At 69.5% G+C, this 14,514-nt stretch carries 16 protein-coding genes and 1 tRNA gene; 7 read left to right on the top strand and 10 right to left on the bottom strand.

Annotation, left to right across the window (positions count from 1 at the left end):
- Nucleotides 1-237 precede the first annotated feature (237 nt).
- Nucleotides 238-1,149, top strand: a complete 912-nt coding sequence (locus tag OKW78_RS07525; RefSeq protein ID WP_281194567.1) for a 1,4-dihydroxy-2-naphthoyl-CoA synthase — start codon at nucleotides 238-240, stop codon at nucleotides 1,147-1,149.
- 567 nt (nucleotides 1,150-1,716) lie between these two features.
- Here the strand turns inward: OKW78_RS07525 and OKW78_RS07520 are convergent.
- Both OKW78_RS07520 and OKW78_RS07515 read right to left on the bottom strand, forming a co-directional pair.
- Nucleotides 1,717-1,801 (bottom strand) — tRNA-Leu (locus OKW78_RS07520).
- A gap of 78 nt (nucleotides 1,802-1,879) precedes the next feature.
- Complete coding sequence (locus OKW78_RS07515; RefSeq protein ID WP_281194566.1) at nucleotides 1,880-2,242, bottom strand: ferredoxin; 363 nt, start codon at nucleotides 2,240-2,242, stop codon at nucleotides 1,880-1,882.
- A 184-nt stretch (nucleotides 2,243-2,426) separates the two neighbouring features.
- On the opposite strand from OKW78_RS07515, the gene OKW78_RS07510 reads away from it, so the two are divergent.
- Nucleotides 2,427-2,798 carry a 30S ribosomal protein S8e gene (locus tag OKW78_RS07510; RefSeq protein WP_281194565.1) on the top strand — a complete coding sequence of 124 codons (372 nt, stop codon included), beginning with the start codon at nucleotides 2,427-2,429 and terminating at the stop codon, nucleotides 2,796-2,798.
- Nucleotides 2,799-3,120: 322 nt separating this feature from the next.
- Complete coding sequence (gene rnhB / locus OKW78_RS07505; protein ID WP_281194564.1) at nucleotides 3,121-3,798, top strand: ribonuclease HII; 678 nt, start codon at nucleotides 3,121-3,123, stop codon at nucleotides 3,796-3,798.
- A gap of 44 nt (nucleotides 3,799-3,842) precedes the next feature.
- On the opposite strand, the gene OKW78_RS07500 is transcribed toward rnhB, so the two are convergent.
- From OKW78_RS07500 to cofH, 6 genes are all read right to left on the bottom strand, one after another.
- Nucleotides 3,843-4,829, bottom strand: coding sequence for a replication factor C small subunit (locus tag OKW78_RS07500; protein WP_122103976.1), 987 nt, complete (start codon nucleotides 4,827-4,829; stop codon nucleotides 3,843-3,845).
- Nucleotides 4,830-4,920: 91 nt separating this feature from the next.
- Nucleotides 4,921-5,865 carry a DUF5995 family protein gene (locus OKW78_RS07495; RefSeq protein ID WP_281194562.1) on the bottom strand — a complete coding sequence of 315 codons (945 nt, stop codon included), beginning with the start codon at nucleotides 5,863-5,865 and terminating at the stop codon, nucleotides 4,921-4,923.
- An 8-nt stretch (nucleotides 5,866-5,873) separates the two neighbouring features.
- The gene (locus tag OKW78_RS07490; protein WP_281194561.1) at nucleotides 5,874-6,116 is read right to left on the bottom strand and encodes a hypothetical protein; all 243 of its coding nucleotides are present in this window, start codon (nucleotides 6,114-6,116) and stop codon (nucleotides 5,874-5,876) included.
- Between the two features lie 88 nt (nucleotides 6,117-6,204).
- Nucleotides 6,205-7,158 (bottom strand): electron transfer flavoprotein subunit alpha/FixB family protein, encoded by a 954-nt coding sequence (locus OKW78_RS07485; protein WP_281194560.1) that lies wholly within the window; start codon nucleotides 7,156-7,158, stop codon nucleotides 6,205-6,207.
- Entirely contained in the window at nucleotides 7,158-7,946 is a 789-nt protein-coding gene (locus tag OKW78_RS07480; protein WP_281194559.1) for an electron transfer flavoprotein subunit beta/FixA family protein, read from the bottom strand. Before OKW78_RS07480 ends, OKW78_RS07485 begins: the two co-directional genes overlap by 1 nt.
- A gap of 44 nt (nucleotides 7,947-7,990) precedes the next feature.
- Nucleotides 7,991-9,382 (bottom strand): 7,8-didemethyl-8-hydroxy-5-deazariboflavin synthase subunit CofH, encoded by a 1,392-nt coding sequence (gene cofH / locus OKW78_RS07475; RefSeq protein WP_281194558.1) that lies wholly within the window; start codon nucleotides 9,380-9,382, stop codon nucleotides 7,991-7,993.
- Nucleotides 9,383-9,598: 216 nt separating this feature from the next.
- Here cofH and OKW78_RS07470 point away from each other — a divergent pair, with 216 nt between their 5' ends.
- The gene (locus OKW78_RS07470; protein ID WP_281194556.1) at nucleotides 9,599-10,231 is read left to right on the top strand and encodes a LysE family translocator; all 633 of its coding nucleotides are present in this window, start codon (nucleotides 9,599-9,601) and stop codon (nucleotides 10,229-10,231) included.
- 33 nt (nucleotides 10,232-10,264) lie between these two features.
- Here the strand turns inward: OKW78_RS07470 and OKW78_RS07465 are convergent, their stop codons facing one another.
- Nucleotides 10,265-11,227 (bottom strand): M48 family metalloprotease, encoded by a 963-nt coding sequence (locus OKW78_RS07465; RefSeq protein ID WP_281194555.1) that lies wholly within the window; start codon nucleotides 11,225-11,227, stop codon nucleotides 10,265-10,267.
- A 105-nt stretch (nucleotides 11,228-11,332) separates the two neighbouring features.
- Between OKW78_RS07465 and OKW78_RS07460 the strand changes: the two genes are divergently transcribed.
- From OKW78_RS07460 to OKW78_RS07450, 3 genes are all read left to right on the top strand, one after another.
- A complete protein-coding gene (locus tag OKW78_RS07460) occupies nucleotides 11,333-12,412 on the top strand; it encodes an aminopeptidase (RefSeq protein WP_281194554.1) in 1,080 nt (359 codons plus the stop codon).
- 62 nt (nucleotides 12,413-12,474) lie between these two features.
- On the top strand, nucleotides 12,475-13,269 hold the full coding sequence (locus OKW78_RS07455) for an MBL fold metallo-hydrolase (protein ID WP_281194553.1): 795 nt from the start codon (nucleotides 12,475-12,477) through the stop codon (nucleotides 13,267-13,269).
- A 49-nt stretch (nucleotides 13,270-13,318) separates the two neighbouring features.
- Nucleotides 13,319-13,606 (top strand): amphi-Trp domain-containing protein, encoded by a 288-nt coding sequence (locus tag OKW78_RS07450; protein WP_281194552.1) that lies wholly within the window; start codon nucleotides 13,319-13,321, stop codon nucleotides 13,604-13,606.
- Between the two features lie 49 nt (nucleotides 13,607-13,655).
- Here OKW78_RS07450 and OKW78_RS07445 read toward each other — a convergent pair whose 3' ends face one another.
- Entirely contained in the window at nucleotides 13,656-14,279 is a 624-nt protein-coding gene (locus tag OKW78_RS07445) for a response regulator (RefSeq protein WP_281194551.1), read from the bottom strand.
- Nucleotides 14,280-14,514 lie beyond the last annotated feature (235 nt).

Raw genomic sequence — 14,514 nt, 5'->3', positions numbered from 1 at the left:
TCGACCCAACGGGATCGGGGATCAATACCCTCGCGCCACCAGCAATCGCCGACCGTACCGGTGACGAGGTCCCGTCTCGATATGCGGCCATTCACGCCGATTGAGCGACTCTTCGAGCGATCCACCCGATCTCCCGTGTCCCCGATAGCCGTAACGATTGCCGGTCTTCGGGACGGGGATCCCGTTCCGGCGTCTCGACCCGCGGTCGTTTATGCTTCCCGCGCGCAACGGTCCGGCATGGTCTCGGAGATCTTCGACCCCGACGCGTGGGAACCGGTCACCGACGAGTTCGAGGACGTGACGTACCATCGGGCTCGCGACGCGCCCGTCGTCCGGATCGCGTTCGACCGACCCGAGGTCCGGAACGCGTTCCGTCCGGGGACCGTCGACGAGCTGTACGCCGCCCTCGATCACGCACGCAAGCGGGCCGACGTCGGCTGCGTCCTCCTGACGGGCAACGGTCCCTCGGAGGAGGACGGCGGCTGGGCGTTCTGTGCGGGCGGCGACCAGTCCGTCCGGGGCGGCTCGGGCTACGAGTACCGCGACGACGACGAGGCGAGCGACGCGGACGACCCGCTCGTGCGCGAGGCGAAGGCTGGCCGGCTCCACGTCCTCGAGGTCCAGCGGCTGATCCGGTTCATGCCGAAGCCCGTCGTCGCGGTCGTGCCGGGCTGGGCGGTCGGCGGCGGCCACTCGCTCCACGTCGTCTGTGACCTCACGCTCGCGAGCGCGGAGCACGCGAAGTTCCTCCAGACCGACCCCGACGTCGCCTCCTTCGACGGCGGGTTCGGCTCGGCGTATCTGGCGAAACAGATCGGTCAGAAGAAGGCCCGCGAGGTGTTCTTCCGCGGGAAGACCTACTCCGCGGAGGAGGCCGCGGACATGGGGATGGTCAACGAGGCGGTCCCACACGAGGAGCTCGAGGCCGTCGCGCTCGAGTGGGCCGAGGAGATGACCGCGAAGTCGCCGACCGCGATGCGGATGCTGAAGTACGCCTTCAACCTGACCGACGACGGCATGGTCGGCCAGCAGGTGTTCGCCGGCGAGGCCACCCGACTGGCGTACATGACCGACGAGGCCCAGGAGGGTCGCGACGCCTTCCTCGAGAAGCGCGATCCCGCGTTCGACGAGTACCCCTGGCACTACTGACGGACCCGATCGGAGATCTCCGGGTCACCGGTCGGCGCGCCCGGGAGCGGGCCGACGGCCCGCGACCGGCCCGCGAGGGAGTCAGTCGCCGAGGGCGACTGACGAGGCTGGGGAGGCGTGAGGCGCGGTTGCGGTGGGGAGGCGGTACCGCGTGGGGTGGGACTCGAAGGGGCGGGCGGGTCGGTCCTGACCGGACGACGCAAGCACTCGGGCCCGGAACGGCGAGCGAAGCGAGCCGCACGCCCGGACCGGGCGCGCAGCGAGTCTCGGAGGGTCGACCCGCCCGGGGCTTCGGCGGTCGTGTTCCGGATCTCGTGTCCCGGCTCCACCACTCACGGATCACTCGTCGAGGTGTTCGCTTCGCTCGCGCCCGCGCTCCTCTCCCCGCTGGGTTCTCTTCCCGATCACGTCCCTGCGGCTCGCGAGTTGCTCGCCGCAGGAGTGCGGGGGAAGGGATTCGAACCACGGTCGCTCCCGTTCGCTCGCGACGCTCGCTCACCTCCCGCTCCCTGATTCGAATCCCTTCGATCCGAGCCGCGACGCTCACGGTGTGTGAGCGCCGCGACGTGCGGGGGAAGGGATTCGAACCCTCGAACCTCTACAGGAGCGGATCTTAAGTCCGCCGCTTTTGGCCAGGCTCAGCCACCCCCGCGCGGATCCGGGTACCGCCGGCGGGGTCAAACCCCTTTCGGAACCCGGCGTCGGGTCGGAGCCGCCTCGCCAGCCCGCCTCACCAGTCGACCGACAGCGTTCCGTCGCCGTGCGGGTCCGGCGCGATCTCCTCGTCGGTCCGCCGGTCGACGACGTGGATGACGCCGCGCTCCTTCTTCGCCGGGCAGACCTCCGCGGCGCGGACGTTCTCGGCCAGGTCGTCCTCGCCGACGTAGTAGGTCCGGGGCTTCGCCATCCCGCTCACCACGTCCATCTCCCAGTTGTCGGCGACCTCCGCGCACTTGCCCGCGCCGAAGCACTTGTTCGCCTCGAAGACGATCTTGTACGGCTTCTCCTCGATCGGCGGCCCCTCGCCGCCGATGTCGCTCGCCGAGAGGACACCGTCGTCTCCGTTGACGCTCCCCTCGTTCTCGTCGCTCATATCCGTCGATCGGTCGCGGCGGGACTTTCGTCTGTCGGTCGGGCGGTCCCGGATCGGCTCGACGGACGCGTCCAGGGGCCACGCGGACGACCGGCCGTCGGTCCGACATCGCTCACGAGCGCCCGCGAGACGCCCGCCGACCGGAGTCGAACGCTTCAAGTATTCGCTGGCTGTTCGTAGGGACATGAAAGACCAGGGACGCTCCACGCGCAAGCGAACCGGCGGCCGACTGAAGCCCGCCGCGAACAAGAAGCGCCACCAGCTCGGCCGCGAGCCCGCCGAGACGACGGTCGGCGAGACCCGCGTTCAGTACATCGACTCCCGCGGCAACGACCGGAAGGTCCGCGCGCTCGCGACGAACGTCGCGCAGGTCGCCGACGGCGGCGAGGTCGTCGAAGCCGAGATCGAAGACGTCGTCGAGAACCCCTCGAACGTCAACTACGTCCGCCGGAACATCGTCACCAAGGGTGCCGTCATCGAGACGAGCGAGGGGCGCGCCCGCGTCACCTCCCGACCCGGCCAGACCGGCCAGGTCAACGCGGTCCTGATCGAGTAACTTCGGCTGTTCGAAACCCGAGATGCGCCGACTGAGAACGTTTTCAAAGCTCCAGCCGCTCGGCTGTACGCAGTTGCTGTCGAGAACACTTTGAATCCCACTCGAACCACACAGCACCGCGCCTCACACCTCCCCAACCTCGGGCTCGACGACCCGCCGGAACCGCCGTCGGGTCGTCTCGCCCTCCCTCGCGCGGTCCGGCTCGCGCCCCGCCGGGCGCTCGCGGGCACGCGCCACGGTTCCGGTTCGATTCCACGGGACGATTTCACGGGACGAGCGACCGATCTCAAGCTATTTGTCCCTCCACTCGCCCGGTACGGGCATGTACGTCGGCGTCGACGAGGCCGGGAAGGGGCCGGTGCTCGGACCGATGGTCGCCGCGGCGGTCCGCACGGACCCGGAGAGCCTGCCGGCCGACGTCGACGACTCGAAGCGCGTCGCACCCGCACGGCGACGGGAGATCGCGGCCGCGCTCCGCGCGTCCGACGCGGTCGGCGTCGCGGTCGCGACCGTCGAGACGAGCGAGATCGACGCGCCCGACACGGACATGAACACGCTCACCGTCCGCGGACAGGCGCGGGCGGTTCGGGGAGTGGCCCGCGCCGGCGACCGGGCCGTCGCCGACGCGGGTGACACCTCCGAGGACCGGTTCGCGAGGCGGCTCCGGGAGTTCGTGACCGACCCCGAACGAGAGACCGCTCCTCCCGTCGAGAACGTCGCCGTCGAAGCCGCCCACGGCGCGGACGAGTCCGACCCGGTCGTCGGCGCGGCGAGCATCGTCGCGAAGGTGGCCCGTGACGCCCGGGTCGCCGCCATCGACGCGGCGTACCCCGCGTACGACGGCGTCGGCAGCGGCTACCCGAGCGACCCGACGACGCGCGCGTTCCTCGCCGCGTACGTGGCCGACCACGGCGACGTTCCGCCACACGCACGGCGGTCCTGGTCGACGTGTGCGGACGCGCTCGCGGCCGCCGAACAGTCGGGACTCGACGAGTTCTGAAGGCGAGAGAGTCCCGACAGAATCACTCCGAAACTAACTCCGAACTACTCTTCACGCAGCGCCAGCGCAGCCAACAGCGCCTCCAGTTGGACCTGCTCGTTCGCGCCCTCGGCGATCCGGTAGTCGGTCTCGCCGATCCGCTCCATCAGCCGGACGGCCTCGCGCTCGTGGAGGTCGAACTCCCAGACGGAGCGGTGAAGCTGGTCGATCACGTCGCCGCCGGCCATCCCGGTGTCGGTGAGCAGGGTGTCGAGGGTCGCGCGCGCCTTCGTGAAGTCGCCCGCCAACGCGTCGGTCACCATCGACTCGATCTCCTCGGGCCGGGCGGTCGCGGTGATCGCGTACACCGCCTCCTCGTCGACCACGTCGCCGGTCGTCGCCGCGGCCTGAAGCGAGTTGATCGCCCGGCGCATGTCGCCGTCGGCGGCGTAGACGAGCGCGTCGACGCCCGCGTCGGTCACTTCGATCCCCTCGGCGGCCGCGATCTCACGGGTCTGACTGGCGACGGCCTCGTCGGAGAGCGGCGAGAAGCGGAAGACGGCACACCGCGACTGGATCGGGTCGATGATCTTCGAGGAGTAGTTACACGAGAGGATGAAGCGGGTGTTGTCGGAGAACTGCTCCATCGTCCGGCGGAGTGCCGACTGGGCGTCATCGGTGAGGCTGTCGGCCTCGTCGAGGAACACGATCCGGAAGTCGCCGCCGAACGACGAGCGCGCGAACCCCTTGATCCGGTCGCGGACCACGTCGATCCCGCGCTGGTCGGAGGCGTTGAGCTCGAGGAAGTTGCCGCGCCAGTTGTCCTCGCCGTAGATCTCGCGGGCGATGGCGGTGGCCGCGGTGGTCTTCCCTACGCCTGCTGGACCACTGAAAAGAAGGTGCGGAACGTCGTCCTGCTCGATGTAGCTCCCGAGGCGCTCGACGATCTCCTCCTGGCCGTGGATGTCCTCGAGCGTCTGTGGCCGGTACTTCTCGATCCAGATCTCACGGCCCGTCGCGGTCGCAGCCGGCTGCTCGTCGGCCTCGCTCATTGAGGGATCGGAGGGTCGGCGGGGTGATAAACGAACCGAGAGTCCGCCGGGGACGATCGGGGCGGCGGAGGGGTCGAGGACGCCGGTTCGATCACGCGTCGCCCGCCATCGACGCGGTCCGCCGTCGGAGCTCGTCGTGGAACTCGGTCAGCGCCGGAACGTTCGCTTCGAACGCCTCGAGCCGCCGTCGGTCCTCCGGATCGATCCGGGGCGTGGCGATCAGGGTCGCGACCCCGGTCGAGACGGTCCGAGCGCGCCAGCCGACGTATCCCGTCGCGATCCACGGCGGGAGGTCCGCGAGCGACACGGCGTTCCGCCAGGCGAACTCGCGGCTTCCCCTCAGTCCCAGGAGGGCGATCCGGTCGTCGAGCGGGTCGAACAGCGCGTCGACTCCGGCGACGCCCGCGGCGTCGTACACCTCGACGAGCGCCTCCTGGACGACCGAAACGAGCCGGGCGAGGACGTCGTTGATTCGGTCGTGATCGGCCCGCTTGTCCCCGCGGTCCGGGTCGATCCCGACGTCCCGGAGCGTGTACGTGAGGTCGTAGCTGATGTGCGCGTTGATCCCGAGGAGGGCGTCCTGGGCGACGAGGGTGTCGCCGCGGGCGGCCGCGCCGAAAGCCACGATCCACGCCCGCGGGAGCGCGTCGAACTCGCGGCGCTCGAACGCGAGGAACGCCCGTCGGTAGTGCTCCGCGAACGCGACGAGGTACGACGCGACCCACTCGTCGTCGACGAACTCGCCGGCTTCGATCGCCGCCGCGACCGCCTCGGTCATCCGGACGTACACCGTGAGGAACACCGACCGGCGGTCGCCGCGGTCGCGGAGGCGCGACTCGGCTCGAGCCAGCCGGTCGGCGACGTCGTCGACGGACGAGAAGGGGTCCGCGAGGGGGTCGACGAGCCCGGCGTCGGGTTCAGTGTCGGCTACCTCCGCGACGAGTCGGTCGGCGTTCACGCCGGTCCCCGGTCGGTAGGCGGCCAGCAACGCCCTGGCCTCAGTGGTCGTCGGGAGCGCGGCGCGGATCGGGATCATTCGATCCGTCAGAGCCGCTGGAGCTCGTAGGCGAACACCCAGATCCCCATCAACACGCCGACGGGGACGACGACCTCGGCGATCTCCTCGGAGACCGGCAGTTCGGCGACGTCGACGATCAGCCGGGTCGTCGTCGCGGCGATCTGTGCGAACAGTTCGAACTCCTCCCGGATCGTGTTGGTCAGCATCGATCCGACGACCAGCGTCACCATCGCGGCAACGCCGTGGATCGTCCCCCGGACGTGTGGCATATCCAAGACATCCCGAACGGGGAGTATAGGGTTTTCGCCGGAAGGGGCGGACGGCACCGTCCGCCGGCTCTCGTCGGTCCCGTCCCGATCACTCGAACTCGGCGACGAGTTCGGGGACGACGTCGAAGAGGTCGCCGACGATCCCGTAGTCGGCGATGTCGAAGATGGGCGCGTTCGGGTCGGTGTTGATCGCGACGATCGTGTCCGAACCCTTCATGCCCGCGACGTGCTGGACCGCTCCGGAGATACCGACCGCGATGTACACGTCGGGGGTGACGACCTTGCCCGACTGGCCGACTTGACGGTTCTTCGGGAGCCATCCGTTGTCGACGATCGGCCGCGACGACGAGAGCGTCGCGCCGAGCGCGTCCGCGAGTTCCTCGACGAGGTCGAGGTTCTCCTCCTCGCCGATCCCGCGCCCGACCGAGACGAGCACGTCGGCGTCCGCGATGTCGACGTCGCCGCCGCCGACCTCCTCGAAGCCCTTGACGCGCGCGCCCGACTCGGGGGCCTCGATGTCGACCGACCCGACCTCGGCGTCCCCGACGCCCTCGGCGGGAACGAACTCGCCGCCGCGAACCGTGAGACAGAACCGGTCTCCCTCGACCGCGACGGTCGTCTCCACCTTCGAGCCGTACATCTCGCGGGTGACCGTCAGACCGCCGTCGGCGTCGTACTCGAAGCCGAGGACGTCGGCCACGAGCGGAACGTCCAGCCGCTCCGCGACCGCGGGCGCGTAGTCGAGCCCGTTGACGGAGTTGGGCGTGACGATCGCGGCCGGGTCGATCCGCTCCGCGAGCGCCTCGACGGCGGCCGCGTAGACGGTGTGGTCGAACTCCTCGCCGTTCTCGACGGCGTGGATCCGGTCGACGCCCGGCCGGTTCAGCTCGTCGGCGAACCGCTCGACGTCGCCGGCGACGACCGCGACGTGGAGGTCGCCATCGAGGGCGTCCGCCAGCTCGCGACCGGCGGTGAGCAGTTCGAGCGAGACGTCGCGAAGCTCGCCGCGGCGGTGCTCGGAGACGACGAGAACGTCGCTCATCACGCGCCCACCCCCTTGTCACGCAGGACCTCGGCAAGGCGTCCCGCGGCCTCGCCGGCGTCGCCCTCGATGATCTCCGCGTCGGACTCGCTCTCGGGCTCGTACATCTCCGTCAGCGTCAGCGTGCTCTCGACGTCGGCGGCAGAGAGCCCGAGGTCCTCCAACTCCGTCACGGCGATCTCCTTGCGCTGGGCCTGCCGGATCCCGCGGAGGCTCGCGTATCGCGGCTCGTTGAGCCCGGTCTGGACGGTCAACACGGCGGGCAGGTCGACCTCGGTCAGCTCCTCTATTCCCCCCTCCAGCTCGCGGTGGACGTTCGCGACGCCCGCGTCGGCGTCGAGCTCCAGGTCGTTGACGACCGCGGCGTGCTCGAACCCGATCCGCTCGGCGAGCGCGACGCCGGTCGCGCCGAAGGCGGTGTCGGCCGCCTGGACGCCGCTCAAGACGAGCTCCGGCTCCTCGTCGTCGACGACCGCCTCGAGGACGTCGACCTTCGAGGAGACGTCGGCGAAGGTCCCCTCGAAGGCGTCGTCCCAGACGCGAACGGCGCGGTCGGCACCCTTCGCGAGGGCCATTCGGATCGTCTCCTCGGCGCGCTCGGGGCCGATAGTGACGGCGACCACCTCGTCGGCGATCCCGGCCTCCGCGAGCTGGACGGCCGCCTCCACGGCGTAGTCGTCCCACTCGTTGAGATCGTACTCGAGGTCCGACGCCGCGATGTCGGTCCCCTCGATCTCGAAGTCGTCGTCGGGCTCCCCGACCTCCTTTACGGTCACGAGGACTTTCATGAACGATCCTCCGGCGGTCGGGAGGTAATGGTTTTCGAAACGCGTCAGTCGTCCGCGCTCGCGGGGTCGCCGTCGCCGCCCGCCGTCCCGTTCGGGAGCATCGGCGTGCCGTCGGCGCGAGGGCCGAGCCGCGGTCCGTGCGGGCCGTCGTCGGGGTCGATCCGCCGGCGCGTCCGGTAGTCGGTCGACCGTTCGACGGGAACGCGACCGATCGCCGTGATCATCTCGACGTAGTCGTCGAACGAGCGGTACTCGCCGTACTCGCCGCCCGCGCGCTTCGTGATCTCCTCGGAGAGGATCGTCCCCATGAAGTCGTCCGCGCCGCAGTTGAGCAGTTTGAGCCCGTGCGCGTCGCCCGACTTCACCCACGACGCCTGGACGTGGTCGACGTTGTCGAGGAAGAGCCGGGCCACCGCGACGACGAGTTCGTCCTCGTCGCGGGAGGGTCCGGAGTCGACGACGCCCTGGCGGTACAGCGGCGTGTTCCGATGGATGAAGGAGAGCGGCACGAACTCGGTGATCCCGCCGGTTCGGTCCTGGAGGTCCCGGATCACCTCCAGGTGCTCCGCGCGGTGTTCGACCGTCTCGACGTGGCCGTACATCATCGTCGAGGTGACGTCGAGGCCGGCCGCCATCGCGCCCTCCATCGCGGCGACCCAGTCGTCGGTGCGGATCTTTCCCGGACAGATCACGTCGCGCACCTCGTCGACGAGGATCTCGGCCGCGGTGCCCGGCGCGGAGTCGAGCCCGGCGGCGGCGAGGCGGTCGTACACCGCCTCGTACTCCCAGTCGGTCCCTCGCCTCGCGTGGTAGGCCTCCTCCGGCGTCATCGAGTGGAGGTGGACGCCGCCGACCGACATCGCCTCCATCTGCTCGAGGTAGGTTCCCGGGTCGGTCGCGTACGCCGCCGGCGGCTTGTAGTTCACCTCGCTCGCGGGGTCGTCGTAGCCTTCGAGGATCTCGTGATGCTCCGCGTTCAGCGCGAACGCCGGGTGGAGCCCGGAGACGGAACACACCTCGTAGATGCCCAGATCGAGGGCGTCCTCGACGACCGCCCGCGACTCGGCGGGCGGCTTGGTGAAGCCGGCGTGGTCGACGTCGCTTTCGGCCTCGAACGCGTGTGCGGAGTCCTTGAAGTTACAGAACAGACACCCCGTGTTGCAGGCGGTGGTGACGTTGTTGTTGAGGTTGGCGACGAAGGTGATCTCGTCGCCGACTTCCTCGGCGCGTCGGCGGTCGGCGAGTTCCAGGACGGCCTCCTTCCTGACCGGATCGATCCCGTCGGCGTCGGTCCCGGTCGCGAGCAGTTCCGTCGCGTCGTCGACGGAGAGGCGAGTCCCGTCACGGGCCTTCGCGAGGGCGTTCTCGAACGACTGGTCGGTCGCCGGCTCGGCGAAACCGAAGTCGTTCGGATCCAGATCGGACTCCGTCGTCATCCCCCTACCGTCCCGGCCCCACGGATAAAAACGGGACGGTCACGGCACTCGCGGGCGACGTGGCGGGGGTGAGTGCGCCTCGCGGGCGACGTGGCGGGCGTGCTATGCTTTGCGGGCGACGTGGCGGTTTCGATCGTCCTCGGAAGCCGACGCGGATCCCGGATCTCCCGAACGTCGATCGGTTTTTATCCGGTCCGGCTCCCTCTCTCGGATACGATGGTCGCCGCCGAATTCGCCCTCGATCCCCCGACGTACGCCCTCTTCGTGGTGGCGGCCGCGACGCTGATCGTCACGCCGGGACCCGACACGCTGTTCGTGCTCTCGCGGGGGATCGACGGCCGGACGGCCGGACTCCGCGCCGCCCTCGGCGTCACGGTCGGGATCCTGTTTCACACCGCGCTCGTCGTCGTCGGCGTCGCGGCGGTCTACCGGGCTCTCCCCGGTGCGGAACGGATCGTCCGCGTCGTCGGCGCGATCTACCTCTGTTATCTCGGGATCGACACGCTCCGCTCGGCCGGAAACGGGGGGTCGGCGGCGGCTGAGGGTGGGATTCTCGAGGGCTTCCTCGTCAACGCGCTCAATCCGCAGGTCGCGCTGTTCTTCCTCGCGTTCCTCCCCGGGTTCGCCGCGGGAAGAGGCGGCGAAGCCGCCGGGGGACCGGGAAGCGAGGCGGCGATCGCGGTCCTCGGAGCCACTTATGCGGTGCTTACCGCGGTCTACCTCGGTGGCGTGGCGGTCGCCGCCGACGGGGCCGCGGACCTCCTCCGGGCGGAGCGGACCGGCCGCTGGCTGGACCGAGCCGCCGGCGGGATCCTGTTGTTACTCGGCGTGTGGCTGTTGACCGGGTGAGCGAGGACGCGAGCGCTCCCCTCACGCTCCGCCTCACCTGACGGGCACGCCGGTCCAGCCCTCGCGACCACGACGGGGACGTTCCGCCTCGGCGCGTCGCCGGAGTCGATCGATCCGCTCGGCCGTCGGCGGATGCGTCGAGAGCCAGCGCTCCAGCGGGTCGTCCGCGTCGCGGTGCGTGGAAAGCGGCGCGAACGGCCAGACCGGGTCGGCCGTGCGGTCGATCCGCCGGAGCGCCCGAGCGAGCGCCAGCGGATCGCCGGTCACCTCGGCCGCGCGGTCGTCGGCGGCGAACTCCCTTCTGCGCGAGCGGGTCCGCGCGAGAAGCGTCACGAGGACGAACCCGGCCGCCAGTCCCCCGGCGAGGAGGCGGTGGAGCCGGGCGAACGCTCCGGAACGGTCACCCGGTCGGCCGCGGATCCACGCTGACCCGCCGGCGAGTCCCGACAGCGCCAGCAACGCGGGCAGCGTCGCGAGCGTGAGGATCCCGACGACGGTCCGAACGAGACCGTCGACGATCGCGGCCGCGAGCCCGTCGTTCGTCTCGAGGTGGGCGAGCTCGTGTGCGAGGATCGCCTCGAGCTCCCGCGGCGGGAGCAGCCGGAACAGCGACCGGTCGACCACGAGTGCGCCGCCGCCGGACCCGCCGACCGCGAAGGCGTTCGGTGCGCGTACGTCCGCGACGTACAGGACGGGCCGTTCGACGTCCATCCGCGTGAGGAGGGCATCGAGCCGCCGATGGAGCTCCGGGGCGCGCTCGCGCGGGATCGGGTCGGCGTCGACCGCCGCGAGGAGCCGCGCCGTGCCGAACCGATAGCTCAGGTACGCGGACCCGAGCGTGGCGACGACGAGCAGGCCGACCAGCTCGGCGGTGCCGGGTCGGAGCGACCAGAGCACGCGAAGCGCGTCGAAGACGAGGAACGCCGCGGCGAGGTACCCCGCGAGGAGGACGATGCCCACGGTCGCCGTCGCGAGCCGAAAGGCGATCCGGGCCATACGCTCGCTACGCGACGGGTGGACAAACGCGTTGCGTCGGGGTCGCTCGTTCGAGGAACGCCTTCGAGGGAAACGGTCATCATCCGCGGCGAGAAGACGGGATACATGGACCCACGCGTACGCGAACACGCGGAGACGATCGCGAACCACTCGACCGGCATCGAGGCCGGCGACGACGTCGTCATCCAGCTCCCGAAGGAGGCCGAGGACCTCGCGGTCGCGCTCCACGAGATCTGTGGCGACCGCGGGGCGAACCCGATGTACCTCAACTACTCGAAGCGGGCGGACCGGGCCTTCAAACGCGCCGCCGACGGGTTCGAGGAACCCTCCCACCGGCGCGCGCTCTACGAGGAGACCGACGTGTTCGTGATCGCTCGGGGCGGCCCCAACGTCACGGAGGACGCCGACGTCGACCCGGAGACGAACGCCGCGTACAACCGCGCGATGGAGGAGGTCAAACGGACCCGTCTCTCGAAGACGTGGTGTCTCACGCAGTTCCCCACCTCCGGACACGCCCAGCTCGCCGGAATGAGCACCGAGGCGTACGAGGACTTCGTGTGGGACGCAGTCTCGCTCGACTGGGAGGCCCAGCACGAGTTCCAGGCGGCGATGGTGGAGATCCTGGACGACGCCGACGAGGTGCGGATCCGGTCGGGTGAGGGGACGGACCTGACGCTCGACGTCTCCGGCAACACGACGCTCAACGACAAGGGCGAGAAGAACCTCCCCGGCGGCGAGGTGTTCACCGCGCCCGTCCGCGACGGCGTCGACGGCGAGGTGTACTTCGACCTGCCGCTGTACCGCTACGGCCGCGAGATCGAGGGCGTCCGTCTACGGTTCGAGGACGGCGAGGTCGTCTCCCACGCCGCCGAGCGCAACGAGGACCTGCTGGCCGGAATCCTCGACACCGACGAGGGCTCGCGACGCCTCGGCGAGTTGGGGATCGGAATGAACCGCCAGATCGACCGGTTCACCTACAACATGCTGTTCGACGAGAAGATGGGCGACACCGTCCACATGGCGGTCGGCTCCGCGTATCCCGAGACCGTCGGCGAGGAGAACGAGGTCAACGAGTCCGCCGAACACGTCGACATGATCGTCGACATGAGCGAGGACTCGGTCATCGAGGTCGACGGCGAGGTCGTCCAGCGAAACGGCACGTTCGTCTTCGAGGACGGGTTCTAGGACCGTTGGAGACGGGACGGACCACCGCTACATTGATTGACCGAGGGCCTCGACGGGACACCGTGAGTACCGTCGAGATCCTCGGGTCAGCACAGGACGCCGGCGTCCCGCATCTCGGCTGCCGATGCGCGAACTGCGAGGCCGCGCGTGAGAGTTCCGATCGGACGCGATACGCGAGCGCGATCCTCCTGGAGGACGACGGTCGATTCCTGTTCGATGCGACGCCCGACGTTCGCTTTCAGCTGGCTGAGATCCCCGACGGCGTGTTCCTGACGCACGCCCACCTCGGGCACCTCTCCGGACTGCTGTATCTCGGACGCGAATCGGCGGACACGGACGAGGTTCCGGTCTACGCCACGGCCGGGCTCGGGGACGTGATCGAGGAGAACGACCCGCTGTGCTCGCTCGTTTCGAACCGGAACGTCGACCTGCGGTCGGTCGCCGACGGGGCTTCCGTTTCGCTCGAGACGACGTCGATCACGCCGATCCGGGTCGACCATCGCGAATCGCTCCCGACGGGGACCCTGTCGTACCGGATCGACGGTCCGGACCGGTCGCTCCTGTACATGAGCGATATCGACACGCTGACGACACATGCGGAGTCACTGATCCGAAACGTCGACGTCGCCCTCGTCGACGGGACCTTCTGGAATCGAGACGAGATCGATCGCGTCGCGGACGTCCCGCATCCGACGGTCCGGTCCTCGATGGACGTCCTCGACGACGCCGACACCGAGGTCGCGTTCACCCATCTGAACCACACGAATCCACTCCTCGATCCGGGATCCGACGCGCGTGCCCGACTGGAGTCGGCGGGGTTTCGCGTCGCTGAACGCGGCGACACCTTCGAACTATGAACCCGCTCCGGCGACGAGGTTTATCACCCGCCGCCGTCTATGTGGGCGTATGCCCGAGGAAGTCCTCTTCGAATCGGAGAGCCGTCGGAGCCGCGAGGAGATCGCCTCGTATCTCCGAACCGTCGCCGACTCGCTCGACGCCGGCAACGCGATCACGCTCACGCGGGGCGAGCAGTCGGTGACGATGGAGCCGCCCGTTCGGCCGACGTTCGAGGTGAAAGCGGAACGGGAGGGACCGGCGGACGGCCCCGGCGAGTTGAGCGTCGAGTTCGAACTCGAGTGGGACGAGGACGCCGGCGACGGCGGAAGCGACGGGAGCGACCTCGAGATCGAGTAGCGCCGACGAACGCGAACGGCGTCGGACGGGAAGACGCTCGGTCGACCTCTCAGGAGACGTTCGTCGATATCTCGGCGAAGGCGTCCTCCACCGAGAGGCGGTCGAGCGTCTCGTCGACCTCCGTTCGAACCGCCTCCATCCGCTCGACGAGCTCGTCGTACTCCTCCGTGTCCGTCGTCCCCGAGGCCTCGAGCGCCGCCTTCTTCGAGGCGAGCGCGAAGAACTGCTGGCTCCGTTCGTCGAAGGCGGCACGCTCGAGGAGCACCTCGACGAGCGCGATGAGGCCCTCGCGGGTGACGGGTTTGGTCTTGTAGTCGTCGAACGGCATGTCGACGATGTCGACGTCGGGCTCGACCGCGGTCAACATCGCGACCCGCGCGTCGTACCCCGCCGACCGGATCTCGGAGAGCACCTCGTGACCGGAGAGGTCCGGCATCCGCCGGTCGAGGAGGACCACGTCGACGTCGTCGTCAATCTCCTCGAGGGCGGTCTCGCCGCTCGTGGCGATCCGGACGTCGTAGCGTCCGTCGAGGTAGACGCGGCACAGCTCGGCCAGATCGGGCTCGTCGTCGACGGCGAGGACGGTCGGAGTCGAGCCGTCCGGAGATGAGCCGTCCGAAGACGATCGGGCAGGGGACGATCCGTCGGGATCGGAGGGCGAGCCGTCGGTCATGGCCGAACGGGTGCGTCGAGGTGGTCTCGCTCCGTACCCGTCGACGCGGCGCGCTGTGAAACGGTTCGTCCGCTCATGCCCGGCCGTACGGACCATGGCGGTATAAAATCTGTCGGGTGGGTATCAAAACGGATAATCCAGCTCCGGGTCCGGAGTCGGGTCGGAGTCTCGAACCGAGGCGGGAAAACCCTCCCGGCGCGGTCGTCGAAGCGCCGTGACCCAAAGGCACATTTAC

The sequence above is a fragment of the Halorubrum sp. F4 genome, assembly GCF_027257195.1.
In the GTDB taxonomy this organism is placed as follows: Archaea; Halobacteriota; Halobacteria; order Halobacteriales; family Haloferacaceae; genus Halorubrum.
This window is presented reverse-complemented; position numbering and strand designations above follow the sequence as displayed.